This window comes from Streptomyces sp. ATCC 21386, assembly GCF_018728545.1.
In the GTDB taxonomy this organism is placed as follows: domain Bacteria; phylum Actinomycetota; class Actinomycetes; order Streptomycetales; family Streptomycetaceae; genus Streptomyces.
In genome coordinates this window covers 754,218-777,930 of the sequence record NZ_JAAVVL010000001.1, presented here as the reverse complement: position 1 = coordinate 777,930, position 23,713 = coordinate 754,218, and the positions used below count along the sequence as shown (strand labels likewise).

Below are 23,713 nucleotides of genomic sequence, written 5' to 3'. Positions count from 1 at the left end.
GGAGTAAGGAAGTGGAGCAAGGAACCGGAATCCGGCGCGGGAGCGGAGCCCGGCGCGGGGAAAGGGAGACCGTCCGATGCACACCGTCACCCTCACACGACCGCCCTCCCTCGGCCCGCTGCTCGCCAGGGGCGCCCTTCTCTCGCCGGGCAGGAGCCGCAGGCTCCCGCGCGCGGCGGCCACCGGGTTCGTCTCCCCGTCCCGGTTCCCCCGGCTGGTCCTGCCCGGCGTCCGCATCGACCTCGCGCGGCTCGCCGCGTACGAGCGGGTCTGCGGGTTCCCCACCGGGGAGGACGCCGTTCCGCTGACGTATCCGCATGTCCTCGGGTTTCCGGCGACCATGCGGATCATGGCCGGGCGGGACTTCCCGTTGCCCCTGCTCGGGCTCGTGCACACGTCGATCGAGATCACCCGACGCCGACGGCTGCCCGCCACGGGGGTGTACGAGATCACCGTGTACGTCGCCGAGTTGACGCCCCACCGACGCGGCACCGAGGCGGCGGTCGTCACGGAGCTGCGGGACGGCGCGGAGGCGGAAGGCAGGGCCGGGATCGCGTGGGAGTCCCGCAGCACGTACCTCGCCCGGCACCGGCGCGAGCGGGAGGAGCCTGGTGAGCGGGGAGCCGGGCGGGCGGGGGCGAGCGAGAGCGGGCCGGCGGGAGCGGGCGAGAGCGGGCCGGCGGGGGGTGCGCGGCAGGGGGTGCCTGTTGCCGTCGAGTGGCGGTTGGGTGGGGATGTGGGGCGGCGGTACGGGGCGGTGTCCGGTGACCGGAACCCGATCCATCTGCATCCGCTCGGCGCCCGGCTGTTCGGCTTCCCCCGGGCCATCGCACACGGCATGTGGACCGTGGCCCGCTGCCTCGCCGAGCACGGTGCGCCTCCGGCGACCCTCGTCCGGGCGGAGTTCCGGGCGCCGGTGCCGTTGCCGGGCACGGTGACGTACACGGCGGACGGGCAGGCCTGGGGTGGGTTCGAGCTGCGCGGTAGCGCTGCCGCTGGGCCGGGCGAGACCCCCGGATCAGGTGGGCCTGGGGGTACGGGCGGCGGGCGGGTTCACGTGAGGGGGCAGGTGTATCCGCTGGTGGGCTGAGCGTGTGGGTGAACGTGGGTGCGTTTGCCGGGTGCGGGTGCGGTGCCGGGTGCCTTGCCGGGTGCGGGTGCGGTGCCGGGTGCGGGTGCGGTGCCGGGTGCCTTGCCGGGTGCCTTGCCGGGTGCCTTGCCAGGTGCGGGTGCGGTGCCGGGTGCGGGTGCGGTGCCGGGTGCGGGTGCGGTGCCGGGCGCGGGTGCGGTGCCGGGTGCGGGTGCGGTGCCGGGTGCGGGTGCGGTGCCGGGTGCGGGTCCCGTGGGGCTTTTCGCGCAGTTCCCCGCGCCCCTGAAAAGCAGGGGCTGCGCCCCATGCTTTTCACCCCGGCGCCACCCCACGGCACCCTCGCTCACCCACCCCAGGGCACCCGCCCCCACCTCCCCCGCTCACACCGCAGCCGGCGGTGTCCACGGACGCCCCTCCATCAGGTCTCCCAGGCCCGCCCACGCGAAGTTCATCAGCGTCGTGGCGGCCTGGCGTGCGGTGACGCCGGGGGTGGCGTTGGCCCAGGCGGCGAGGGCCTCGGCGGCGCCGACGAGGCCCTCGGCGAGACCGGCGACCTCCCGCTCCGGCAGGGACGGGTCCCGGCGCGCCTCCCGCGCGGCGACCAGGATCAGCCCGGTCACGAACGCGACCATCTCCTCCCGCATCGCCGCCACTTCGGCGGCGAACGGCTCCCCGTGCGTACGGGCCTGGAGGTGCAGGACGGCCCAGGCGTCGGGGTTGCGCGCGGTGTGCGTGAAGAACGCCCCCAGCCCGTCCCAGAGTTGGCGGTCGGCGGGCAGTTCGGGGTCGACACTCGCCCGTACGGCCGTGGTGAGCGCCTTGGCCTCGCGGCGGATGCAGGCCGTGAAGAGGTCTTCCTTGGAGTTCAGGTACAGGTACACCAACGGCTTGGACACGCCCGCCAGTTCGGCGATCTCGTCCATCGAGGCCGCCCGGTACCCCCGCTGGCCGAACGTCCGCACCGCCGCGTCCAGCATTTGCTGTTCCCGTACCGCACGAGGCATCCGTTTGCTCTTCACCGCACCCATGCGGGCAAGCGTACGGTTCCGACGCCGGGGACGGACCTGGGCGTCGGGCGGTTGATCCCTGTGACGAGTCTCTACGACGCCGCTACGAGGCCTTGCCGGATCCCGACTGGACGGCGGCCGTGTCGCCGGACTCGCGGGCCTCGTCGGCCCCGGCAGCCGTGTCGGCCTCTGCGGCGGTCTCGGCGGTGGCCTTCGCGCGCGGGCTCCGGGCCGCGTCGTCGATCTCGTCCTCCTGGCTGCGGTTGGCCGCGAGGTTGGACTTGACGCGGCCGATGGAACGGTCGAGACGGGGGGCGATCTGCGCGGAGGCGCGGTCGCGCTCCTTGCGGAGGGCGACGAAGCTGATCGGCGCGGAGACCAGGAGCGCGAGGACGACCATCCACATGCCGTTGGACGCGCCGAGGCCGCGCGGGGCGACGCCGGAGTAGACGAGGGCCCAGACGACCACGAAGCAGCCCACGAAGATACCGAGGCGCATCAGTGTGTAGCGGAGCATCTCAATCCACTCTTCCGTTTCCGTTCCGGACGTTCTCGAAGACCGTCGTCCAGTGAAGCACGATCGGGGGGCGATCTTGCACGGGGGTGTTGGCCCGGCTCACGTCAGGGGCAGAAGCATCGTGATGTCGTCGCGGTGGTCGTCGGGGGCCACCCGTATGGCGCCGGGGACCCTGCCGACCTCCTTGTAGCCGCAGGAAGCGTAGAAGTGCTCCAGGCCGAGGCCGCCGCGGCAGGTGAGGCGGATGGCGTCGATGCCGTCGAAGCCGCGGGCCGCGGTCTCGGCCGCCCCCATGAGGTCGCGGCCGTAGCCCTTGCCCTGGTGGGAGGGGTGGACCATCACCGTGTAGAGCCAGACCCAGTGGGTCATCAGGCGGTGGGTGTTGAAGCTGAAGAAGGCGGTGGCGGCGGGGGTGCCGGTGTCGTCGAGGCCGAGGAGGAGGCGGTGTCTGCCCTCCGCCATGGCGGTCAGGTGCTTGAGGAGTTCCGGGCGGATCGCTTCGCGGGTGGTCGGGGGGACGAAGCCGACGGCTCCGCCGGTGTTGGTGACGTCTGTCCAGAGGGTGAGGATGCCGTCGTGGAGGGTGGGGGTGAGGGGTGGGTCGAGGTGGAACGTAAGGGGCATGAGGCGACCGTAGTCATTACGTGGGACTCGTCTCAAGAGGGTTCTCCGCCCCCGCCGCCCCTACCCGTCCCATCCTCACAAGGGGCTGCGCCCCTTCGACCCCCAGACGTCCGTCCGGTGGGGGCTGGTCGCGCAGTTCCCCGCGCCCCTTGAGGGCCTACGGCCACTCAGGGGCGAAAAGCACGGGGCGCAGCCCCTGCTTTTCAGGGGCGCGGGGAACTGCGCGAGAAGCCCCACGCACCCGCACCCGCCCACGAACCGGCCCCCTCAGACCCGCATCGGCTGCGGGGACTCCCGGCGGGCCGGGTCCGGGCCCTCGTACTCGCGGATGATCTCGTACCTCGTGTTGCGTTCCACGGGGCGGAAGCCTGCGTCGCGGATGAGGTCCAGCAGGTCCTCGCGGGTCAGCTTGTTCGGCGTGCCGTAGTTGTCCGCGTCGTGGGTGATCTTGTACTCGACGACCGAGCCGTCCATGTCGTCCGCGCCGTGCTGGAGCGCCAGTTGCGCGGTCTGGACGCCGTGCATGACCCAGAAGACCTTGACGTGGGGGACGTTGTCGAACAACAGCCTCGACACCGCGAAGGTCTTCAGCGCCTCCGCGCCGGTCGCCATCTGGGTACGGGCCTGCAGCCTGTTGCGGACCTTGCCGTCCTTCACGTCCACGAAGTCGTGCTGGTAGCGCAGGGGGATGAAGACCTGGAAGCCGTTCGTCTCGTCCTGGAGCTCACGCAGGCGCAGGACGTGGTCGACCCGGTGGCGGGGCTCCTCGATGTGGCCGTACAGCATGGTGCACGGGGTCTTGAGGCCCTTCTCGTGCGCCAGGCGGTGGATCCGCGACCAGTCCTCCCAGTGGGTGCGGTGGTCCACGATGTGCTGCCGGACCTCCCAGTCGAAGATCTCCGCGCCGCCGCCGGTGAGGGATTCGAGCCCCGCGTCGATCAGTTCGTCCAGGATCTCCGACGCCGTCAGACCGCTGATCGTCTCGAAGTGGTGGATCTCCGTGGCCGTGAAGGCCTTCAGCGAGACGTTCGGGAGGGCGGCCTTCAGCTCCTTCAGGGAGCGCGGGTAGTAGCGCCACGGGAGGTTCGGGTGCAGGCCGTTGACGATGTGCAGCTCGGTGAGGTTCTCGCCCTCCATCGCCTTGGCGAGCTTCACCGCCTCCTCGATGCGCATCGTGTACGCGTCCTTCTCCCCCGGCTTGCGCTGGAAGGAGCAGTACGCGCAGGAGGCGGTGCACACGTTGGTCATGTTGAGGTGGCGGTTGACGTTGAAGTGGACGACGTCACCGTTCTTCCGCGTCCGCACCTCGTGCGCCAGACCGCCCAGCCAGGCCAGGTCGTCCGACTCGTACAGCGCGATGCCGTCCTCGCGGGTCAGCCGCTCACCGGAGCGGACCTTCTCCTCCAGCTCGCGCTTGAGCCCGACGTCCATGCCCACACCTTTCACCGACCGACCGAACGACCTCGTCAACCCTACGTCCACTCCTCTACTGCTCCTCCTCCGGCAGCTCACCCACCCGGTTCTCCCACTTCGTGGAGAGGATGATCGTCGTACGGGTGCGGGAGACGCCCTTGGTGCCGGAGAGCCGGCGGATGGTCTTCTCCAGACCGTCGACGTCGGGGGCGCGCACCTTGAGCATGTACGAGTCGTCGCCCGCGATGAACCAGCAGTCCTCGATCTCGGCCAGTTCCCGCAGCCGGTCCGCCACGTCCTCGTGGTCGGCGGCATCGGAGAGCGAGATGCCGATGAGCGCGGTCACGCCGAGGCCGAGGGAGGCCGCGTTCACGGTGGCGCGATAGCCGGTGATGACGCCGGCCGCCTCCAGCCGGTTGATGCGGTCGGTGACACTGGGTCCCGACAGTCCGACGAGGCGTCCCAGCTCCGCGTAGGAGGCCCGGCCGTTCTCCCTCAGGGCCTGGATGAGCTGCCTGTCCACCGCGTCCATGCGATCGGTTGCCTTCCGCCTAAGAATTGCGTTGTGGGTGTTGGGTGTTCGGTGATGCCCGGTCATGTATGACGAGACGCGAGCGGTGCGGTCGAGGTCACCTGTGGGACTCGCGTGCCCGGCCGACCTCGCCCTCCCAGCGCCGGTACAGGGTGTGCGGGACGCCCGCCGCGTCCAGCGCCCGTCCGGCGACGAAGTCCACCAGGTCCTGGATGTGTGTGGCCCCCGCGTAGAACGCCGGCGACGCGGGCAGTACGGTCGCGCCCGCCTCGTCCAGGGTCACCAGGTGCCGCAGGGTCTGCCCGTTCAACGGGGTCTCGCGTACGGCGACCACGAGCCGGCGGCCCTCCTTGAGGGTGACGCTCGCCGCCCGCTGCAACAGGTCCTTGGAGAGTCCGAGGGCCACGCCCGCGACGCACGCCGTCGACGCGGGGACGATCAACATCCCCTTGACGGGGTACGAGCCCGAGGACGGTCCGGCGGCCAGGTCACCGGGGTTCCAGTACCGGACCCGGTCGCCGTGGTCACCGTCGAGGTCCACGGCGAACGTGCCGGGCTTGCCGTCCGCGCCACGGGACAGCCATTCCCGCAGGTCGTCGTGCCAGTGCGCGTCCCGGAAGGCGATGCCCGTCTCGTCGAGCAGGGTCAGCCGCGAGGCCCGGGACACCACGAGGTCGACACTCTCGCCCGCGGCGAGGAGCGCGCGCAGCACGGCCGCGGCGTATGGGGTGCCGGATGCGCCGGACACCCCTACGATCCAAGGCGTACGCGGCGTCTTCCCTGGCTTGACTGGGTTCACGACACCGAGCCTATCCGGCGCCGCGCGGTGGGAACCGGCCAAGGGGGCCCGGCCGTTTCCACGAAGGACGGGTGAGGTCGGGACGGGGGTTCGACATGGCGGGTGGAGTGCGCGGGACACTGGGGCCCGAGCGGCAATGGTCGCGCGGGGACCGTGCGAAGGCGGCGGCCAAGCTGATGGTGGGCTGGGTAGCGCTGCTGTGGATCCTGGAGGTCGTCGACATGGCGACCGGCCACGCCCTGGACGACTTCGGGATCGTGCCGCGCTCGGTGCCCGAGCTGGTCGACGTGGTGCCCGCCTCGTTCATCCACTTCGGCTTCGGCCATGTCGCGGCGAACAGCGTGCCGCTACTGGTGCTGGGGTTCCTCGCGGCGCTGGGCGGACTGCGCCGCTTCGCCGCCGTCTGCGCGCTGATCATCGTCGCGGACGGGCTGGGGGTCTGGCTGATATCCCCGGACAACACCAACACCGCCGGTGCCTCCGGCGTCGTCTTCGGGCTCTTCGGTTTCCTCGTCGTCACGGGCTTCGTCGAGCGCCGGCTGCTCGGGGTCGCGGTGGGTGTCCTGGTGGCGGCCGTCTGGGGCGGCGCGATCCTCGGCGGCATCGCCCCGAACGCGACCGGGATCAGCTGGCAGGGCCATCTGATCGGGCTGGTGACGGGCGTGGTGGCGGCGTTCTTGTTCCGGCGGCGAGAACCCCGCGGGGCACTCAGCGCGTAGGGCGCGCCTTCGGGTCCACGGGGAGACGACCGGTGGCGAACGTCAGCTTGCCCAGCGGGGAGTCCACGGTGAGGTCGGTGCCGTACGGGATGGTGTCCCGGCCCCGGTAGCCGTCGGGGCCGGGGTTCCACATCGTGACACAGTGGCCTTGGAGCGGGTCGAGAATCAGGTAGTTGGCGATGCCCCGGGAGGCGTACCAGCGGGGTTTGACCTCGTAGTCGCGTCGGACGCTGCTGGGCGAAACCACCTCGGCCACAAACTCGATCAGGTCGGGCGCGTACTCACTGCGGTTCTCGTCCTCCGCCTCGGCGGGAATGACCGCAAGGTCGGGGCAGAACTCGTTGTCGTCGTCGAACGGGAAGGCCACATCGCTCACCAGCGCCCAGCCGGGCGGCAGCTGATCCTCCACAAGGGCCCACAACCGCTGGATCGTCTTCCCGTGGAACGGCTTGACCGGGTTCATCACGATGCTGCCCTCGACAATCTCCGTCAGATAGCCGGGGAACATGTCCTCCAGCTTGCTGAGCTGCGAGTGCAGGCGGTCAAGGTCCGAGACGGTCACTGTGGCCTCCCTTGGGTCCTGCCCTCGATGGTAGGCCGCACCGTATTCAGAGGGTCAGACCTCGAACCAGAAGATCCAGCAGCGCGCACACGAACAGGGCAATGCCGATGAACCCGTTGACGGAGAAGAACGCGCGGTTCAGGCGGGACAGGTCGTGCGGGCGCACGATCGTGTGTTCGTACACGAACGCACCCGCGACGATCGCAAGGCCCAGCCACAGGAACGCGCCCGCGTCGGTGAGGACCGCGTACCAGACGAACAGGGCCGTCGTCAGCGCGTGGCAGACCCGTGCCGCCCAGACCGCCGCCGGGATGCCGAAGCGGGCCGGGACCGACAGCACGCCGGACTCACGGTCGGAGTCGACGTCCTGGCAGGCGTAGATGAGGTCGAAGCCGCCGATCCAGACACCGACGGCCAGACCGAGGACGACCGCCTCCCAGGACCACTCCCCCGTGATGGCGAGCCAGCCGCCGACCGGGCCCATGGCCTGGGCGAGACCGAGGATGGCCTGGGGGTAGTTCGTGAAGCGTTTGCCGTACGGGTAGACCACCATCGGGATCACCGCGACGGGGGCCAGCGCGAGGCAGAGCGGGTTCAGCAACGCCGCCGAGCCGAGGAAGATCACGACCGCGATCAGGGCGCCGGTCCACGCGTGCTTGACCGACATCGCGCCGGTCACCAGCTCGCGGTGCGCCGTGCGCGGGTTCCGCGCGTCGATCTCGCGGTCGATGATCCGGTTGACCGCCATCGCGAACGTCCGCAGGCCCACCATGCAGATGGTGACCAGGAGCAGCCGGACCCAGTGGATGTTGCCGTCCAGCCGGAACATGGCCGTGAGCGCGGCGATGTACGCGAAGGGCAGCGCGAAGATCGAGTGTTCGATCATCACGAGGCGGAGGAAGGCCTTGGTGCGGCCCGGTTGCTGCGGAATGGCCGCCGACGCGCTGGTCACAGGCCGTACTCCTTCCAGCGGCGGTCGACGAGCGCCGCCGTGGCCGGGTCGGACTCGACCATGTCGGGCCAGCCGCCGTCCCGCGTGTAGCCCTCCTCGATCCACTTCTTGGTGGCGTCGATGCCCGCCTTGCCTCCCCAGAACTGCTGGTAGGAGGCGTGGTCCAGATGGTCCACAGGGCCCTCGACGATCGACAGGTCACGGGAGTAGTCCGTGTTGCCCAGCGCCCGCCAGGCGACCTCGTGCAGGTCGTGCACGTCGCAGTCGGAGTCGACCACCACGATCAGCTTGGTCAGGGACATCATGTGGGCGCCCCAGATCGCGTGCATGACCTTCTGCGCGTGCTTGGGGTACTTCTTGTCGATCGAGATGATCGCGCAGTTGTGGAAGCCGCCCGCCTCGGGGAGGTGGTAGTCGACGATGTCCGGGACGATGATCTTGAGGAGGGGGAGGAAGAAGCGTTCCGTCGCCCGTCCCAGCGGTCCGTCCTCGGTGGGCGGCCGGCCGACCACGATCGACTGGAGCAACGGCCGCTTCCGCATCGTCACGCAGTCGATCTTCAGCGCGGGGAACGGTTCCTGCGGGGTGTAGAAGCCGGTGTGGTCGCCGAACGGGCCCTCGGGGAGCATCTCGCCGGGCTCCAGCCAGCCCTCGATCACGACCTCGGCGTTCGCCGGCACCTGGAGCGGCACCGTCTTGCAGTCGACCATCTCGATCCGCTTGCCCGCGACGAACCCGGCGAACAGGTACTCGTCGATGTCACCGGGGAGCGGGGCGGTGGAGGCGTAGGTCACGGCGGGCGGGCAGCCGAAGGCGATGGCGACCGGCAGACGTTCGCCGCGCTTGGCGGCCACCTGGTAGTGGTTGCGGCTGTCCTTGTGGATCTGCCAGTGCATGCCGATGGTGCGCTTGTCGTGGCGCTGGAGGCGGTAGAGGCCGAGGTTGCGCACGCCGGTCTCGGGGTGCTTGGTGTGGGTGAGCCCCAGGTTGAAGAAGGAGCCGCCGTCCTTGGGCCAGGTGAACAGCGCGGGCAGCCGGTCCAGGTCCACCTCGTCGCCCTGGAGGACCACCTCCTGCACGGGCGCGCTGTCGGCCTTCACCTTCTTCGGCGGGACGTGCGCCATCGCGCCGAGCTTGCCGAACGCCTCGCGCACGCCCACGAAGCCCTGGGGCAGTTCGGGCTTGAGCAGGCCGCCGATCTTCTCGCTGATCTCGCCGTACGACTTCAGACCGAGCGCTTTCAGCAGGCGGCGGTCGGTGCCGAAGACGTTCATCGCGAGGGGCATCGAGGAGCCCTTCACGTTCTCGAAGAGCAGGGCGGGGCCGCCGGCCTTGTTGACCCGGTCGACGATCTCCCCGACCTCCAGGTAGGGGTCGACTTCGGCCTTGATGCGCTTGAGATCGCCCTCGCGCTCCAGTGCGCGGAGCAGGGAGCGAAGATCGTCGTAAGCCATGGGGTCCAGTATCCCCGAGGGGCTACCCTGACCCCGTCACGGGGCCCGAGCACGGCCCCGATGTCACTTCCACCGCTTCCAGGGGGCCGTTCCATGCTCAGGCTGTTGATGTACCTCGTGCCGTTGGCGCTGACCATCTACGCGTTCATCGACTGCCTCAACACGCCCGAGGACGAGGCGAAGCACCTGCCGAAGATCGCGTGGGTCTTCATCATCCTGCTCTTCTGGATCGTCGGCCCGATCGCCTGGCTCGCCGCGGGCAAGCTCCGCAACGCGCCGGCCGGCGGCCGCACGCCCTCCGAGTGGCACCGCAACCACCGCACGCAGTACGTCGCGCCCGACGACAACCCCGAGTTCCTGAAGTCGCTCGCCGAGGACAACAAGAAGGACGAGTCGCTGCTCAAGAGCTGGGAGGCCGACCTGCGCCGCCGCGAGGAGGAACTGAAGCGGCAGGAGCGGCAGGAGCCGGAGGGCGGCGCGAGGGGCGAGACGGGCGAGACCGGCGGGAAGCGGGACAGGAAGGACGGGGAGGAGGCGTAGGGCGGCGGCGGCCGGCGGTCAGTGGTCGGCGGTCAGTGGTCGGCGGTCAGTGGTCGGCGGTCAGTGGTCGGCGGTCAGTGGTCGGCGGTCAGTGGTCGGCGGTCAGTGGTCGGCGGTCAGTGGTCGGCGGTCAGTGGTCAGCTGTCGCCGGGTGGGGGCTGGGCGCGCCGTTCCCCGCGCCCCTGAAAAAGCGGGGCTGCGCCCCTGCTTTTTCGGCCCGGAAGGGCCCGCGTGCGAGGGTCAGTCGGTCGGTTCCTGCCCCTTCTCGTCCACGACGCCGACCTCCAGCAGGGCCTCCTCGTCCGAGCCCAGGTACTTGAGGGTCTTCTTGTCGAAGATCCACGCGGCCCTGTCGTCGCCCTTGCCGAAGGCCAGGCCGATTCCCTTGCGGCCGGCCGCGTCCTCCGCGTTCTCGACGACCCGCACCCCGGGGATCTCAGCGGCGACACGGAAGAGCGCGCCGTTCAGCTCGGGCAGCAGTCGCGCCCCGTTGAGCATCGTCGTGATGTATTCCAGGGCGGCCTCCTCGTGGGTGGGGCCCTGGCCGCGGGTGCGGGCCCACACCTCGTCGTACAGCTTGTCGGGGTCCGTGGGCAGCGCCTTCAGCTCGTCGTAGTAGCTGTGGTCCGGGTCGGCGGAGAGTGTCATGTCCTCGACGTCGTCCATCGACCGCGCCAGCGGGTCGTCGATGGTCTCCCCGTTCATGTCCCGGGGGGCCGGCTGCCCCTCCAGCCAAGTGGTCCGGGCGAGTCCGTTCTCACTGCCGTCGACGGAGATCCAGTCGGTCCGCCGGTAGGGATAGCCGGTCTTCCCCACTTCCTCCCTGGCCTTCTTCGCGTCCTCCGCGCTCTTGCCGCCGTCCGCCGAGGCCGCGGAGACCCGCGACACCCCCTGGGTCCTGATGTACAGGAACTGGTCGTCGCGCACGGACGTGGGTTCGCCGTCCGTCGCGGCCCCGGCCACGCGCTGCAGCAGCCCGGCCGCGTCCTCCTGGTCGGCGGGTCCCCGGCCCACCACCCCGGTCGCGACCACGGTGGCGAGGACGGCGGCGGCCACGCCGAGCGGGAGCCCGACGACGGCGAACCGGCGGCGTGTGCGCGCGCGGGCCGCCGCCGGTTCGCGCGTGCCGGTGATCCGGACGGTGGCCTCGCCGGTCAGCTCCTGCATGAGGTGATCCTCCAGCCGTGTCAGCCGGTCGTCGGAGAGGCGCGGGTTGCCCGGGCTCGGCAACAGCCGAGCCAGTTCGTCACGTTCGACGGCGCTCACGTCATCCATGGCATTCATCGGGTTCATCGGGTTCATCGGGTTCATGGGGTTCATGGGGTTCATGGGGTTCATGGGGCTCATGGGGTTCACGGCATTCATCGGCGTCTCTCCTGGGCCTGGGCCTGTGCCTGTGCCTGCGGCTGTGTCGACCGGGCCGGCTCGGTGTGGTCGACAGGTACCTGTCCGCCGCTCGGCAGGGGTCTCGTTCTTCCGTGCCGTTCGGGCCGCCGGGCCGGCCGCCGCGCGAGTTCCGCCTCGGCGAGACCCCGCAGCCGCTGCCGGGCGCGGGCCAGCCGCGACCGTACGGTGCTGACGGGCACCCCGAGGGCTTCGGCGGCGGCCGCGTAGCTCAGCCCCGACCACACGCACAGCGCGAACACCTCGCGCTCGCGGCGGCGGAGTGTGGCGAGGGCCGCGTGGGCGGCGGCGAGCCGGTCGGCGTCCTCCATCCGGCCGACCAGGGCGTCGGCGAAGTCGGGGACGGTCTCGCGCTCGGCGTGGCGTTCCGGCAGCCGGGCGAGGGCGGCGCTGTGCCGGCGGGCGGCGCGGCGCGTGTTGCGCAGCACGTTCGTGGCGATCCCGAACAGCCAGGCCCGCAGACTGCCGTCACCGCCGCCCTCACCGTCGGCCTCGCCACCGGAGCCACCGGGGCCGCCTCCGCCACCACCGAGGCCGCCCCCGCCACCCTCGGGACCGCCCTCGCCGCCCTCGGTGCCGCCCCCGGCCAACTCCGCGTCCGACAGCAGCTTCCCGCGCAGCCGCCAGGCTTCCAGGAAGGTCAGGGAGACGACGTCCTCCGCCGTGTTCCGGTCGGCCGTCAGCCGCGCGGCATGGCCGTAGACCGCCTGCGCGTGCTCCCGGAAGAGCGCGCTGAACGCCTCCGGATCGCCGTCCCGTACGCGTGCCCGTAAAGAATGCTCCACGCCTTCCCCTGTCCGCCCGCCCCTGACCGTCCCTGTGACCCCGGTCACACAGGAATCCGCCTCACCACTCCCCCACCCGCACGCCGAAACTGCCTCAGCCTTCCACTCGACGTCTCTCCGGGGGCGTCGGCGCTGGTGGACGAGGCGCACGCGGCGCTGCACGCGGAGCGGGTGCCGTTGGGGTGGCATACGCCCTGCCCAGGGTCGATGATGGACAAAGGGTAAGAAGGTGATGATTACGAACGGTCGGGAGCCGGAGAAGCGCCGTTCCTCGTCGCGGCAGGCGCCCGCCGAGGAGCGGGTCTCCGCGCCCGAGGCCATGCGGAGCGCGATCGAGCAGCTCTCCCAGTTGCTCGGACGCGCTCCCGAGTCCGTTTCCGCGCTGAAGCCGACCGACGAGGGCTGGGAGGCCCAGGTCGAGGTCATGGAGCTGGAGCGCATCCCGCAGACGACCAGCGTGATGGCCGCCTACCGGGTGACTCTGGACCCCGCGGGCAACCTGCTGGCGTACGAGCGCGGACGCCGGTACACGCGCGCGCAGATCGACCGGGGCACCCGCTGAGCCGCTGAGCCACGGCCGCCGCCGATGAACCCGGCGGCCGCCGTCCGGGCCATGGCCCGCGGCCCGCGCCGGACGGCTTCCCGTACCCGGAGGGAAGAGATCGTGACTGTGGTGCCGCAGAGCGAGGGCGGCGCCCTCGCCCCCCGTGGCGGTGGCGGCGGCTCGGGGAACCTCTACGACGTACTGGAACTCGTCCTCGACCGGGGCCTGGTCATCGACGCGTTCGTCCGTGTCTCCCTGGTGGGCATCGAGATCCTGAAGATCGACGCCCGGGTGGTCGTGGCCAGCGTCGACACGTATCTGCGTTTCGCGGAGGCGTGCAACCGGCTGGACCTGGAATCGGGACGCAAGGCCCCCTCCCAGCTGACGGACATCGTCGGGGACACCACCGAGTCGGGCGCCCGGGGCAAGAGCAAGGGTGCGCTCACCGGGGCGGTCGAGGCCGTCACCGACTCGCTCCAGAAGAAGCGTGGCGGTGACGACGAGGAGGAGGTGGAGCACGCGCCGAGGCGCGACAAGCAGCGCGTGAGCTCCGGGCGGAGCGGGGCGAGCCGCCGTCCCTCCAGGGACCGTGAGGAGTGAGCGAGCCGATGTCCGTCTACGTCTACGCGATCACCAAAGCCGAGCACCCGCTGGGCCTGGACGACGTCAAGGGCGTCGGCGAGGGCCCCACCGCACTGCACGCCGTGAGCAACGGCGAACTGAGCGCCGTCGTCAGCGAGGCCCCCGCGGATCTGTCGGTCAGCCGTCGGGACGTGGAGGCGCACCAGGAGGTCCAGCAGCAGCTGTGGGCCGACGGGACGATCCTGCCGCTGAGCTTCGGTTTCGTCGCGCAGGACGACGCCGCCGTGGAGGCGCTGCTCCAGGAGCGGGCGGAGACCTTCTCCCGGCGTCTGGACGAACTCACGGGGCGCGCGGAGTTCAACGTCAAGGGCGTGGTGGACGAGGACACGCTGCTGCGCGCCGTGCTGACGGAGTCCGCGCGGGCGCGCGAGCTGAACGACGCGATCCGTGAGGGCGGCGGCACGTACGAGGACCGCCTCGCGCTCGGCGAACTCGTGGCCCAGGAGGTCCAGGGCCGACAGGAGGCGCTCGGCGAGGAGGCCCTCGCCGCGCTGCGGCCGTACGCCCTCGACGAGCGGCTCGCCCCGGCCTCCCAGCAGTACTTCGTGAACGTCTCCTTCCTGGTCGAGGGCGAACGGTCGGACGAGTTCGCCGAGGCCGGCGGGGAGTTGGCCGAGGCCCTGGGAGAGGGGGTGGAACTGCGGCTGCGCGGACCGCTGCCGCCGTACAGCTTCGTATGACCGTCGTACGACTTCACCGATGACGGTCGTACGGCTTCACAGATGACCGTCGTACGGCTTCACAGATGACCGTCGTACGGCCATCGAGTCGGGCTTTGGAGGCGACGTGGTGGGACTGGTCGGGACCATTCTGACGTTGCCGGTCGCTCCCGTGCGGGGCGTCGGGTGGGTGATCGACAAGGTGCGGCAGGCCGCCGAGGACGAGTACTACGACCCGGGGCCCGTCCAGGAGGAGCTGGTGAACCTGGAGCGCGCGCGGACCGAGGGGCGGATCGACGAGGAGGAGTTCGCGCGGCGCGAGGAGGAGTTGCTGGGGCGGCTGGAGGAGATCAGCGCCTACCGGCTCCAGCAGCAGAGGGGGACGGAGTCATGAACAACGCCACGATGGGCGCGGCCGTCCTCGGCGGTTATCTGCTGGGGCGGACGAAGAAGGCCAAGCTCGCCCTCGGGATCGGTGCGCTGCTGGCCGGGTCCCGGGTCCGGCCGGGCCAGCTGGGCAAGGCGCTCGACGCCCCCTTCCTGAGCGATCTCACCCGCCAGGTGCGGTCCGAGCTGGCGGGCGCGGGCAAGGCCGCCGCCACCTCCGTGCTGTCGTCGAAGGCCGACAACCTGGCCGACGCCCTGCACGAACGCACGGCGGGCCTGCGGGAGCGGGCCGAGGGCAACGGCGCGCACGACGACGAGGCCGATGACGAGCCCGAGGACACGACCGACACCGACACCGACGCCGACACCGACGCCGACGCCGACGCCGACGCCGAGAACCAGGGCGAGGCCAAGGCCGGGAAGTCGGGCGGTTCGGGGTCGCGCTCGGGCCGCAGGAGCGCGTCGCAGTCGAGGAGCACCGCACGCCCGAAGAAGAAGACCGCCGCCGCGAGCCGCGCCAAGAGCGCCAGCGGCACACGGTCGAGGAGGCAGGACGATGGCTGAGCGCGGATCGACGAAGGGCGGCTCGGCCGTCGGCATCGGCACCCTCAGCAGGAAGGGTGAGGAGTCCGGCGAGAACACGGGCACGACCCGGCTGAAGGAAAGGCTGGAGGACCACATCGAGGCCCGGCTGTCCCTGATGCTCCAGGGCAGCATGGGCCATGGGCTCGACGAGGGCGCCCGCAAGCTGGGCGACATGAGCACGGGGGCACTGACGGCGACCGCTTCCCACGCCAAGGACGCGCTGGCCGACAAGGCGAAGGGCGCCACGGGCAAGGCCGCCAAGTCCAACCGGCACTGGCGCGGCGAGATCCAGGACACGGAAAAGGACGCGGACGCGGACCGGCGGCCGAAGTCGCGGTCGAGGAGGTCGTGAACCGTGACCCAGTCCGGCTCCCCCGTCCCCTCTCCGTCTCCGTCGCGGAGCGCGTACCCCTACAGCGGCGGTCAGGGCTCCAGCGCCAACCTCGCCGACATCCTCGAACGGGTGCTCGACAAGGGCATCGTCATCGTCGGCGACATCAAGATCAACCTCCTCGACATCGAGTTGCTCACGATCAAGCTGCGCCTGCTGGTGGCCTCGGTCGACAAGGCCAAGGAGATCGGTATCGACTGGTGGGAGCACGATCCCGCCCTCTCCTCCCGGGCGTCCCGCTCCGACGGCCGCCGCTCCCTCGCCGACGAGAACGAGCGCCTGCGCACCGAGGTGAAGGAGCTGCGCCGACGCGTCGAGGAGCCCCCGGCGGAGCTGTCGGCGAGCGAGTCGGCCGAGCGCCCCCGCAGGGCGGCCCGCCGCAAGGAGCCCCGGGCGAAGCCCCGGGCGGAGGCCCGTGCGGCGGAGCCCCGGCGTAAACGGCGCAAGCCGGTGACCGCCGACGACGCGGACGACACGTACGAGGCCGACATCGTCGACGAGGTCGACGAGGAGGACGAGGAGGGCCGTGGCTGAGGAAGATCCCGGCGACTACGACCGCCCGATCAGCGGGCGGCAGGTCGCGCTGATCGACCTGCTCGACCGCCTCCTGAGCGGCGGTGTCGTCCTCACCGGTGACCTCGTCCTGAGCATCGCCGACATCGACCTGGTGCGGGTGTCGCTGCGCGCGGTGATCGTCGCCGTCCGCGAACAGATGGACGAACAGTGGGCGCTCCCCCTTCCCGAGCGGACGCCCTCGGCAGGGTTGGAAGGAGGAGACGACCATGGCGAGCCCCCTGCCTGACCGCGGCGGCCCCCATGTCGACCGCCTCCGTGAGGTGTCCGCGGCCGCGTCCCGCGCGTTCTCCCTGCTGCCCGCCCGGCCGGAGGAGGTCGCCCCGCCGCCCCCGGCCCGGGGCGAAGCCGTGGCACGCCGGTTGCGCACCGACCCCGACACGGTCGAGCGGGACCTCGTCCGTCTCGTCCTCACCATCGTCGAACTGCTCCGCCAGTTGATGGAGCGCCAGGCCCTGCACCGCGTGGACCAGGGCGGGCTGACCGAGGAGCAGGAGGAGCGCCTCGGCATGACCCTGATGGTCCTGCACGAGCGCATGACGGAACTCTGCGACCGCTACGACCTCACCCTCGACGACCTCAACCTCGACCTCGGCCCCCTGGGCACCCTCCTCCCGCCGCCGTGATCCGCGTCGCGCACGTGAGCGCCGCCCGTCGCGGGCAGAGTGAGGTCATGGACCAGGACCAGGAACGCGCATGGCTCGCCACCGCCGTCGAGGAGGCGCGGGCGGGGCTGGCCGAGGGCGGCATCCCGATCGGGGCCGCGCTCTACGGACCGGACGGCCGCCTGCTCGGGCGCGGGCACAACCGCCGCGTCCAGGACGGCGATCCGTCGACGCACGCCGAGACGGCGGCGTTCCGCGCGGCGGGCCGGCAGCGGACGTATCGCGGTACGACGATGGTGACGACGCTCTCGCCGTGCTGGTACTGCTCCGGTCTGGTGCGGCAGTTCGGGATCTCGCGGGTGGTGGTCGGGGAGGCCACCACCTTCCACGGCGGCCACGACTGGCTCGCCGAGCACGGCGTGGAGGTCGTGGTGCTGGACGACCCGGAGTGCGTGGCCCTGATGCGGGACTTCGTCGAGCACCACCCGGCTCTATGGAACGAGGACATCGGTGACGCGAGTGACGCCAACGACATCAGTGACGCCGGGCGGTAGGCCGCCCCGGGTGCCCACCATCGATCTGCGCCCCTGGCTCGACGGCGGTCCCGAGGACCGCGCCCGGATCGCCCGAACCGTCGACGATGCGCTCCAGAGCGCCGGTTTCCTGCTCGTCACCGGCCATGGGGTCGACCCGGCGCTGCGGGCGCGTATCCGGGAAGCCGCCCGGAGATTCTTCGTCCTGCCCGCCGAGGCCAAGCAGGCGTACGAGGTGAAGGTCGGCGGGCGCGGCTGGCTGGGGCCCGGCGCCGAGGCGAACGGGTACGCCGAGGGTACGCAGACCCCGCCGGACCTCAAGGAGTCGCTGACGTTCGCGACGCACGAGCCGTTCGACGACCCGCTCGTCAACGCGGAGTGGTACGCGCCGAACGTGTGGCCGGCGGAGGTGCCGGAGCTGCGGGCGCTCTGCGAGGAGTACCTGGCGCGGATGGGCGAGTTGGAGAACCTGCTGCTCTCGCTCCTCGGGGAGGCTCTCGGGCTGGAGCCGGACTTCTTCTCCCGCCACATGAGCCACCCCACCTACGGCTTCAACATCAACTGGTACCCGGGCACGGACGTCATCGGCGACCCCGTGCCGGGCCAGTTCCGGATCGGCCCGCACACCGACTTCGGCACGGTGACCATCCTCGACCGGCAGGCCGGAAAGGGCGGACTCCAGGTGTACACGGACGAGGGCGGCTGGGAGGACGCCCCGTACGACCCGGACGCCTTCACCATCAACATCGGCGATCTGATGGCCCGTTGGACCGGTGACCGCTGGCGTTCCGGGCGCCATCGCGTCCTGCCGCCCCCGGCCGACGAGCCCGCCGAGGAGCTGATGTCGCTGGTCTACTTCGGCGAGTGCACGCCCGGCACGATCGTGGAGTCCGTACCCGCGCCGGTCGGACGGGTGGCGTACCCGCCGGTGGACTCGCACGTATACCTGCGGGCGCAACTGGACTCGATCACCGTCGACTGACCTCGACCCCACCGGCATCCACCGCCCCTCAGGGAACCCGTACGCCCCTCATCCCGTCCTCCTCCGCGTCACCTTGTATCGAGTGTTTGACACAAGATCCCGACCCACGGCATCTTGTACTCACCGCTTGATACAAGATGATCCGGGGGGATCTCTCCATGCTCGACACCGCCCCGCTCCAGGACCGGCTTCTCGACCACGCCGACCACTACGCCCGCTGGTCCGGCCTGGCCATCGGCCTGGTCGTCGCGCAGGCGCTGTCCACGCTCGGGCACATCGAGTTCGAGCAGCGAGTGGTGTTCTGCCTCACGGCCTTCGGCCTGTGCGCGGTGGCCGGTGTCCTCCTCGCCGACGCCCTGACCCTGCGCCCGCAGGAGGCCGTACGCACCGCGAGCCTCGCCCCGCGCCTGGTCAGAGACCATGTGCCACCGCGCATGGGTCCGCTGATCGTCCTCCAGGGCCTCTCCCTCGTCGTCCTGCTGGTGATCACAGGCGCCACGGCGTCCGTGGACGGCGACCGGATGTTCATCACCGGCAAGGTCGTCGACATCACCTGCAACGGAATGCGCGCCACCCTCGGCCCGTGGCCCGGCCTGTACTACAGCCTCCCGATGTTCGGCGCGCTCGCCATAGCCACCCCCACCTGCGTCTGGGCCCTGCGCCACATCGCGCACGGGCCGGGCGAGGAGCAGCAGCGCCGCGACCGCGCGTGGGCGGTCACCGGGGCCTGGGGCCTGCTGGTGTCGAGCCAGCAGCTGTACGCCGTCCTGATGATCTCCGTCGCGCTGACGGAGACGGGCTGCGCCGGCACGCTGGGCGCGATCACCTTCTGGGTCTTCTACCCCCTGGCCCTGCTGAACCTCTTCACCGTCGTCTGGTCCCTGGTCACCGTGGTCGCGCCCCGCGCGGTCGAGAACGAGAGCGCCGAGGACGGGGCACCCGACGATGAGTGACCCCGCCGTCCGCGTCGACACCACCAGCCAGGTCCCGCCGTACGAGCAGATCCGGGCGCAGCTCGCCGCGCTGATCGTCACCGGTCGGCTGGCCGAGGGCGAACGGCTGCCGACCGTACGCCAGTTGGCCACGGACCTCGGTCTGGCGCCGGGCACCGTGGCCCGCGCCTACCGCGAGCTGGAGGCCGCCGAGCTGATCCGCACCCGCCGCGGCGCGGGCACCCGCGTGGCGGCGCCCCGGACCGGACCGACCCGCCCGCACGCCCACCAACTGGCCACCCTGGCACGCGACTTCACCGCCTCCGCCCGCGCCCTGGGCGCCGACACCGAAGCCATCCTGACCGCCGTCCGCGACGCCCTGGGCCCGGACCGGCCCTGACCAACAGGCGTGCACGTGGGCGTGGGCCGGCTCAGCTCAGGTGGTTGCCAGTGCCTCGGTGGGGGTCAGCCGGGAGGCGCGGATCGACGGGTAGACGCCGGCGGCCATGCCGACCAGCACCGCACCTGCGAATCCGCCGCCGACCGCGTTCAGGGGAATGACCGGCGGCCAGCCCTGGTAGCCGGCGTAACCGAGAACGGCCAGGCTGCCCAGCAGCGACCCTGCCAGCCCGCCCAGGGAGGAGAGGGCGACGGACTCGGTGAGGAACTGGCCTCTGATCTGGCCCCGGTTGGCGCCCAGGGCTCGACGCAGCCCTATCTCGCGGCGGCGTTCGAGGACGGATATGAACATGGTGTTGGCCACCCCGATACCGCCCACCAGCAGAGCGACTCCCGCGAGTCCCAGGAACAGCGCCGAGAAGGTGTTCTCGGTGGCCCGCTTCGCGGCCAGGGCATCGGAGGGGCGGCTGACCTGCACGACACCGGGCAGCTGCGGATTGATGGTGGCGGGCAGTACCTTGCGGACGTCCTCGATCGCCTCCTCCCTGGCCTTGACGTAGATCACCGTGGGGTGTCCGTCGAACCGGAGCTGGTCACCGGCCGCCTCCCAGCCGACCATCACCGAACGGTCGATGTCGGCCGCCAGCGTCACCGGATCCAGGATCCCGATCACCGTGAACCAGCGCTTGTCGATGTAGATCTGTGGGGCGGGCTCGTCCGGGTTCAACTCGGAGAATCCGAGCCGGGAGGCGGCCACGGAGCCCAGGACGGCAGTGGGGAGCTTCTCGGTGGCGGCGTTCAGGAACTGTCCTGATCCGACTGCGCCGTTGACCGACTGCAGCAGATTGCGCTTGGTGGCAAGGACGGTCAGGCCGCTGAAGTCGCCGGCGTCGACGCGGTCGGAGCGGTGTACGACGGCGTGGGTGTTGGCGACGGCGCTGCTGACGGTGACAGGTCCGATGCGGCTGACCATGTTCACCGACTCCTCGGGGAGGAGCACCGGCGGCTCGGCTCCCGGCGTCGGCACGGCCTGCAGAGTGTTGGTTCCCAGCGCCGCGAGTTCCTCCATCAGCGCCTTCTGGCTGGAGGCGGGAATCCCGGTCACGACGATCATGGTGGCGATGCCGATCGAGATGCCCAGGGCGGACAGCGCCGCCCTGACCTTGCGGGTACGGATGCCGAGAAGTCCGAGGCCCAGCAGGTCGCGCGGTGCCAGCCGTACCGGCCTGGTACCTGAGACGATCCGGTTTCCACCACCCGCCGTGTCGGCCCCGCGGCGGGACCGCCGGCCGGAGGACCCGCCTCGGGACTGGCGGCGGCTTCCCTCGCCTTCCCGGGTGGTGCGCTGCGTCGGTGCTTCACTCATGCGTCGCTCCGCATCAGTGTGTCGGCCACGATCCGGCCGTCGAGGATCTCCACTCGACGGGGCAACTGTGCGGCGATGTCCCGGTCGTGGGTGATGATCGCGATGGTGGTCCCCTCTTCGTTCAGCCTGGTCAGCAGCTCCAGGACCGCCCTGCCGTTGGCGGTGTCCAGGGCTCCGGTGGGCTCGTCGGCCAGGACCAGGGACGGTTCGTTGACGAGGGCGCGGGCGATGGCGACCCGCTGCCGCTCTCCACCGGAGAGCTGGTGGGGCAGGTGGCCGACCCGGTGCGCGAGCCCGACCCGGCCGAGTGCCTCGACGGCCAGCGGACGCCGCCGGCGGCGGCTCACCCCGGCGTAGAGCAGCCCGGTGGCCACGTTCTCGGCGGCGCTGAGCCCATCGGTGAGATGGAACTGCTGAAAGACGAAGCCGAGCCAGCGGCCACGCAGGGCGGACAGCTGCCGGTCGGAGAACGCGGCGATGTCGTGGCCGACGATTTCCACGGTGCCGTGGGTCGGCCGGTCCAGCGTGCCCATGACGTTGAGGAGGGTCGATTTCCCCGACCCCGAGGGGCCCACGATGGCGACCAGTTCGCCTTCGCCGATGATGAGTGAGACCTCGTCCAGTGCGGTGACTCCGCCGGGGTAGGCCATGCTCACGTTGTGTACGGCCAGTACCGGCGGGGCCGCGGGAGGACTCACGAGGCCGTCACCACCTTGGTGCCCTCTTCGACACTTGTTCCGGTGATCTCGACCATGCCCTTGGCGAACATCCCCAACTCCACGGGCCGGAGCGGTCCGTTCTCGACCTGTACCGCGTAGCCGCCCTCGGACAGAGCCAGCAGGGCGGCTACCGGAACAGCCAGCACGTCCTTCTTGGTCTGCCCGTTGAACTGCACCTGGACCGCGGCGGAGTCGATGTCCGCCACCTTGTCGGCGCCCGCCCTGTCCAGCGAGACGGTCACCGTCACCCTGGCCGGCCCGTTGGCTCCCTCAGGTCCTTCCTCGGACTGGACGACGGTGGCGACACCCGACACCTTGCCGGGGGCCGTAGAGCCGTCGGGCAGCTTGATCGTCACCGTGGCGCCCTGTTCGACCGAGCCGACGTCGGTGGCGTCCACCGGCACGGTCACGGACTTGGTGGTCGCGGTGAGAGCCAGCAAGTCGCCGGCGGTGGCGTCGGCCCCGAGCTTGGCTTTGACGGAGCTGACGCGAACGGCGCCCTGTGTCACCACGATGTCGCCCGCGTCGAGCACGCCGGTCGCTGCCACGCCCCTGGCGGTCTGCCAGCGCCTGATCGCGTTCATGAGAGACGCGGTGAGCACGCCGTCCCCTTCTTTCACCTTCGTTTCCTCGGGGGCGGAGGCCGCTGATGGCTGCGCGTCGGGCTCGTCCTGCGGCCCGCCGGGGGCATCGCCGGCCTGTGCTTCGGACGCCGTCGGCGCATCCTTGGGGGGCGACGGCTTGGACTCGGCTGTGGATGTGGGTGCGGCGGCCCTTCTGACCGTGCTGCCCACGCCCGGCTGGGAGCCGATGTCGTATCCGAGCGCCCGAAGGTTGTCGGCGACCACCTTGATGTCGCGGCCCACCAGGCCACGTGTGTCCAGCCGGCGGAACATGGGCGTCCGGCCGTAGAACACGAGTACCGGCCGGTCGTCCACGCGGTAGAGCTGCTCGTTCCGCTCGATCTTGGCGCCTGGGGCGGGCAGCCAGGTAACGCTGCCGCTCGCGGATCCCTGCACGCCGAGCGGGGTTCCGTACCCCAGGGTGCCGCTCAGCTCCATCTCCTGGGACAGATCCGTTCTGGCCACGGCGACGGCATGTACGTTCGTCGTCTTCTTGGCCCCGGTGTCCGCCCCGCTGTCCCGGGCGGCCCACCCCGCGGCACCGACACCTGCCGCGGCCACAGCGACGGCGGAAAGGGCGAGTACCCACCGCCGCGGGCCCCTCGCGGGCGTACCTTCGCCGGATTCCGAGGCAACTCCCCCACGTGCTCGCCTGCTTGCCCGGCTACTTCTTGTCACTGAACGCCTCCAGCTTGCACTCGTTCTCGATCTGGACATAGTTGGGAGGCGGTGAGCCGTCGTAGTTGTAGCCGCTTCCGTCCGGGAGGCCCTCGACCTTGACTCCTCGCTTGTTCAAGCACTTGATCTGCTCGCGGAAGTCGTCCATGTAGTGCGGGTTCTTTTCCTTCATCAGCTCCGGCGGCAGAAGAGGCTTCTTGGCCTTGCAGGCCTCCGCGGCATCGCGCATGGCGGGCGACTTGGTCTCGGGATATACCCATGCGTGTCCGGGGTCCTCAAGGTTTCCCGTCTTCGAGTACGTGGGCACACCGTTCTTCTTCAGGCAGGCCGAGTAGGCGTTGTTGACGAGTCGCTGTTCGTCCTGTGAGCTGTCCAGCCGGAGCTGAACACCCTCCTCCGAACCGGAAGCGGTTTCCTTCTCGTCCGCTGAACCGGTCTTCCCCTGCTTGTCGCCAGGGTCGTCGAGCGAGGCGACGCCGGGCTTGTCGCCACTGTCGTCGCCCGCCCCCGCGCCACCACAACCGGTGATCAGGGCGAGAGCGGCAACCGAGGCGGAGAGGGCGAGAGCGGGCAGGCGCGGCGGCCGGGCTGTCCACAGCCCGGAGATGAAGTTCGGCATGGCCGCAACTGTGAACGGCAGATATGAAGATCTGGACAGGCCGACAACAGGATCCTGACTGATCGGTTTGAGCGCGGC

Annotated in this window: 31 protein-coding genes; 16 read left to right on the top strand and 15 right to left on the bottom strand. The window is 70.8% G+C overall.

The features are described 5' to 3' along the window. Positions 1 to 76: 76 nt before the first annotated feature. Positions 77 to 1,090 carry a MaoC/PaaZ C-terminal domain-containing protein gene (locus GWK25_RS03425; RefSeq protein ID WP_215448436.1) on the top strand — a complete coding sequence of 338 codons (1,014 nt, stop codon included), beginning with the start codon at positions 77 to 79 and terminating at the stop codon, positions 1,088 to 1,090. Between the two features lie 380 nt (positions 1,091 to 1,470). On the opposite strand, the gene GWK25_RS03420 is transcribed toward GWK25_RS03425, so the two are convergent. From GWK25_RS03420 to GWK25_RS03395, 6 genes are all read right to left on the bottom strand, one after another. Beyond that, positions 1,471 to 2,118: a TetR/AcrR family transcriptional regulator gene (locus GWK25_RS03420; RefSeq protein WP_215448435.1), complete on the bottom strand. Its 648-nt coding sequence runs from the start codon at positions 2,116 to 2,118 to the stop codon at positions 1,471 to 1,473. Positions 2,119 to 2,200: 82 nt separating this feature from the next. Further along, entirely contained in the window at positions 2,201 to 2,614 is a 414-nt protein-coding gene (locus GWK25_RS03415; RefSeq protein WP_215448434.1) for a DUF4229 domain-containing protein, read from the bottom strand. Positions 2,615 to 2,713: 99 nt separating this feature from the next. Then, on the bottom strand, positions 2,714 to 3,238 hold the full coding sequence (locus GWK25_RS03410; RefSeq protein WP_215448433.1) for a GNAT family N-acetyltransferase: 525 nt from the start codon (positions 3,236 to 3,238) through the stop codon (positions 2,714 to 2,716). Positions 3,239 to 3,505: 267 nt separating this feature from the next. Then, complete coding sequence (mqnE, locus tag GWK25_RS03405) at positions 3,506 to 4,669, bottom strand: aminofutalosine synthase MqnE (RefSeq protein ID WP_215448432.1); 1,164 nt, start codon at positions 4,667 to 4,669, stop codon at positions 3,506 to 3,508. 55 nt (positions 4,670 to 4,724) lie between these two features. Further along, positions 4,725 to 5,183, bottom strand: coding sequence for an Lrp/AsnC family transcriptional regulator (locus GWK25_RS03400; RefSeq protein WP_215448431.1), 459 nt, complete (start codon positions 5,181 to 5,183; stop codon positions 4,725 to 4,727). A 97-nt stretch (positions 5,184 to 5,280) separates the two neighbouring features. After that, positions 5,281 to 5,982, bottom strand: a complete 702-nt coding sequence (locus tag GWK25_RS03395; protein WP_215448430.1) for a UbiX family flavin prenyltransferase — start codon at positions 5,980 to 5,982, stop codon at positions 5,281 to 5,283. A gap of 95 nt (positions 5,983 to 6,077) precedes the next feature. Between GWK25_RS03395 and GWK25_RS03390 the strand changes: the two genes are divergently transcribed. Beyond that, positions 6,078 to 6,701 (top strand): rhomboid family intramembrane serine protease, encoded by a 624-nt coding sequence (locus GWK25_RS03390; protein WP_215448429.1) that lies wholly within the window; start codon positions 6,078 to 6,080, stop codon positions 6,699 to 6,701. Here GWK25_RS03390 and GWK25_RS03385 read toward each other — a convergent pair. Genes GWK25_RS03385 through GWK25_RS03375 form a run of 3 tightly spaced genes read right to left on the bottom strand, consistent with a single transcriptional unit; the run spans position 6,691 to position 9,669 of the window. Continuing rightward, the gene (locus GWK25_RS03385) at positions 6,691 to 7,263 is read right to left on the bottom strand and encodes a Uma2 family endonuclease (RefSeq protein ID WP_215448428.1); all 573 of its coding nucleotides are present in this window, start codon (positions 7,261 to 7,263) and stop codon (positions 6,691 to 6,693) included. The two genes, GWK25_RS03390 and GWK25_RS03385, sit on opposite strands and share 11 nt — an antisense overlap. 46 nt (positions 7,264 to 7,309) lie before the next feature. Next, positions 7,310 to 8,215 carry a menaquinone biosynthesis prenyltransferase MqnP gene (gene mqnP / locus GWK25_RS03380; protein WP_215448427.1) on the bottom strand — a complete coding sequence of 302 codons (906 nt, stop codon included), beginning with the start codon at positions 8,213 to 8,215 and terminating at the stop codon, positions 7,310 to 7,312. Then, positions 8,212 to 9,669 carry a menaquinone biosynthesis decarboxylase gene (locus GWK25_RS03375; protein ID WP_184904864.1) on the bottom strand — a complete coding sequence of 486 codons (1,458 nt, stop codon included), beginning with the start codon at positions 9,667 to 9,669 and terminating at the stop codon, positions 8,212 to 8,214. Before GWK25_RS03375 ends, mqnP begins: the two co-directional genes overlap by 4 nt. 93 nt (positions 9,670 to 9,762) lie before the next feature. On the opposite strand from GWK25_RS03375, the gene GWK25_RS03370 reads away from it, so the two are divergent. Then, on the top strand, positions 9,763 to 10,209 hold the full coding sequence (locus GWK25_RS03370) for a PLD nuclease N-terminal domain-containing protein (RefSeq protein WP_215448426.1): 447 nt from the start codon (positions 9,763 to 9,765) through the stop codon (positions 10,207 to 10,209). 240 nt (positions 10,210 to 10,449) lie between these two features. On the opposite strand, the gene GWK25_RS03365 is transcribed toward GWK25_RS03370, so the two are convergent. Together GWK25_RS03365 and GWK25_RS03360 are read right to left on the bottom strand one after the other, a co-directional pair. After that, positions 10,450 to 11,556, bottom strand: a complete 1,107-nt coding sequence (locus GWK25_RS03365) for a CU044_5270 family protein (protein WP_215448425.1) — start codon at positions 11,554 to 11,556, stop codon at positions 10,450 to 10,452. 14 nt (positions 11,557 to 11,570) lie between these two features. Next, the gene (locus tag GWK25_RS03360) at positions 11,571 to 12,398 is read right to left on the bottom strand and encodes an RNA polymerase sigma factor (protein ID WP_308404167.1); all 828 of its coding nucleotides are present in this window, start codon (positions 12,396 to 12,398) and stop codon (positions 11,571 to 11,573) included. A 235-nt stretch (positions 12,399 to 12,633) separates the two neighbouring features. On the opposite strand from GWK25_RS03360, the gene GWK25_RS03355 reads away from it, so the two are divergent. From GWK25_RS03355 to GWK25_RS03295, 13 genes are all read left to right on the top strand, one after another. Next, the gene (locus tag GWK25_RS03355; RefSeq protein WP_215457176.1) at positions 12,634 to 12,960 is read left to right on the top strand and encodes a gas vesicle protein; all 327 of its coding nucleotides are present in this window, start codon (positions 12,634 to 12,636) and stop codon (positions 12,958 to 12,960) included. Between the two features lie 102 nt (positions 12,961 to 13,062). Beyond that, entirely contained in the window at positions 13,063 to 13,542 is a 480-nt protein-coding gene (locus GWK25_RS03350) for a gas vesicle structural protein GvpA (protein ID WP_308404166.1), read from the top strand. Between the two features lie 8 nt (positions 13,543 to 13,550). Next, entirely contained in the window at positions 13,551 to 14,264 is a 714-nt protein-coding gene (locus GWK25_RS03345; RefSeq protein ID WP_215448424.1) for a GvpL/GvpF family gas vesicle protein, read from the top strand. A gap of 136 nt (positions 14,265 to 14,400) precedes the next feature. Then, positions 14,401 to 14,637, top strand: coding sequence for a gas vesicle protein GvpG (locus GWK25_RS03340; RefSeq protein ID WP_251828693.1), 237 nt, complete (start codon positions 14,401 to 14,403; stop codon positions 14,635 to 14,637). Next, entirely contained in the window at positions 14,634 to 15,194 is a 561-nt protein-coding gene (locus GWK25_RS03335; protein ID WP_215448423.1) for an ABC transporter substrate-binding protein, read from the top strand. Before GWK25_RS03340 ends, GWK25_RS03335 begins: the two co-directional genes overlap by 4 nt. Continuing rightward, positions 15,187 to 15,567 carry a hypothetical protein gene (locus GWK25_RS03330; RefSeq protein WP_251828692.1) on the top strand — a complete coding sequence of 127 codons (381 nt, stop codon included), beginning with the start codon at positions 15,187 to 15,189 and terminating at the stop codon, positions 15,565 to 15,567. The genes GWK25_RS03335 and GWK25_RS03330 overlap by 8 nt, the downstream gene beginning before the upstream one ends. A gap of 3 nt (positions 15,568 to 15,570) precedes the next feature. Next, a complete protein-coding gene (locus GWK25_RS03325; protein ID WP_215448422.1) occupies positions 15,571 to 16,140 on the top strand; it encodes a gas vesicle protein in 570 nt (189 codons plus the stop codon). After that, the gene (locus GWK25_RS03320; RefSeq protein ID WP_215448421.1) at positions 16,133 to 16,408 is read left to right on the top strand and encodes a gas vesicle protein; all 276 of its coding nucleotides are present in this window, start codon (positions 16,133 to 16,135) and stop codon (positions 16,406 to 16,408) included. Before GWK25_RS03325 ends, GWK25_RS03320 begins: the two co-directional genes overlap by 8 nt. After that, positions 16,389 to 16,805 carry a gas vesicle protein K gene (locus GWK25_RS03315; RefSeq protein ID WP_215448420.1) on the top strand — a complete coding sequence of 139 codons (417 nt, stop codon included), beginning with the start codon at positions 16,389 to 16,391 and terminating at the stop codon, positions 16,803 to 16,805. The genes GWK25_RS03320 and GWK25_RS03315 overlap by 20 nt, the downstream gene beginning before the upstream one ends. 47 nt (positions 16,806 to 16,852) lie before the next feature. After that, positions 16,853 to 17,338 carry a nucleoside deaminase gene (locus GWK25_RS03310; RefSeq protein WP_215448419.1) on the top strand — a complete coding sequence of 162 codons (486 nt, stop codon included), beginning with the start codon at positions 16,853 to 16,855 and terminating at the stop codon, positions 17,336 to 17,338. Then, entirely contained in the window at positions 17,304 to 18,299 is a 996-nt protein-coding gene (locus GWK25_RS03305; protein WP_374200589.1) for an isopenicillin N synthase family dioxygenase, read from the top strand. The genes GWK25_RS03310 and GWK25_RS03305 overlap by 35 nt, the downstream gene beginning before the upstream one ends. 158 nt (positions 18,300 to 18,457) lie before the next feature. Further along, positions 18,458 to 19,252, top strand: coding sequence for a hypothetical protein (locus tag GWK25_RS03300; RefSeq protein WP_251828691.1), 795 nt, complete (start codon positions 18,458 to 18,460; stop codon positions 19,250 to 19,252). Continuing rightward, positions 19,245 to 19,631: a GntR family transcriptional regulator gene (locus GWK25_RS03295; protein WP_215448416.1), complete on the top strand. Its 387-nt coding sequence runs from the start codon at positions 19,245 to 19,247 to the stop codon at positions 19,629 to 19,631. The genes GWK25_RS03300 and GWK25_RS03295 overlap by 8 nt, the downstream gene beginning before the upstream one ends. A gap of 36 nt (positions 19,632 to 19,667) precedes the next feature. Here the strand turns inward: GWK25_RS03295 and GWK25_RS03290 are convergent, their stop codons facing one another. From GWK25_RS03290 to GWK25_RS03275, 4 genes are all read right to left on the bottom strand, one after another. Further along, the gene (locus GWK25_RS03290; RefSeq protein ID WP_215448415.1) at positions 19,668 to 20,996 is read right to left on the bottom strand and encodes an ABC transporter permease; all 1,329 of its coding nucleotides are present in this window, start codon (positions 20,994 to 20,996) and stop codon (positions 19,668 to 19,670) included. Then, positions 20,993 to 21,646, bottom strand: coding sequence for an ABC transporter ATP-binding protein (locus GWK25_RS03285; protein ID WP_215457173.1), 654 nt, complete (start codon positions 21,644 to 21,646; stop codon positions 20,993 to 20,995). The genes GWK25_RS03290 and GWK25_RS03285 overlap by 4 nt, the downstream gene beginning before the upstream one ends. A 44-nt stretch (positions 21,647 to 21,690) precedes the next feature. Continuing rightward, positions 21,691 to 22,899 carry an HlyD family efflux transporter periplasmic adaptor subunit gene (locus tag GWK25_RS03280; RefSeq protein ID WP_308010937.1) on the bottom strand — a complete coding sequence of 403 codons (1,209 nt, stop codon included), beginning with the start codon at positions 22,897 to 22,899 and terminating at the stop codon, positions 21,691 to 21,693. A 103-nt stretch (positions 22,900 to 23,002) separates the two neighbouring features. Next, positions 23,003 to 23,635: a hypothetical protein gene (locus GWK25_RS03275; protein WP_215448414.1), complete on the bottom strand. Its 633-nt coding sequence runs from the start codon at positions 23,633 to 23,635 to the stop codon at positions 23,003 to 23,005. Positions 23,636 to 23,713: the final 78 nt, after the last annotated feature.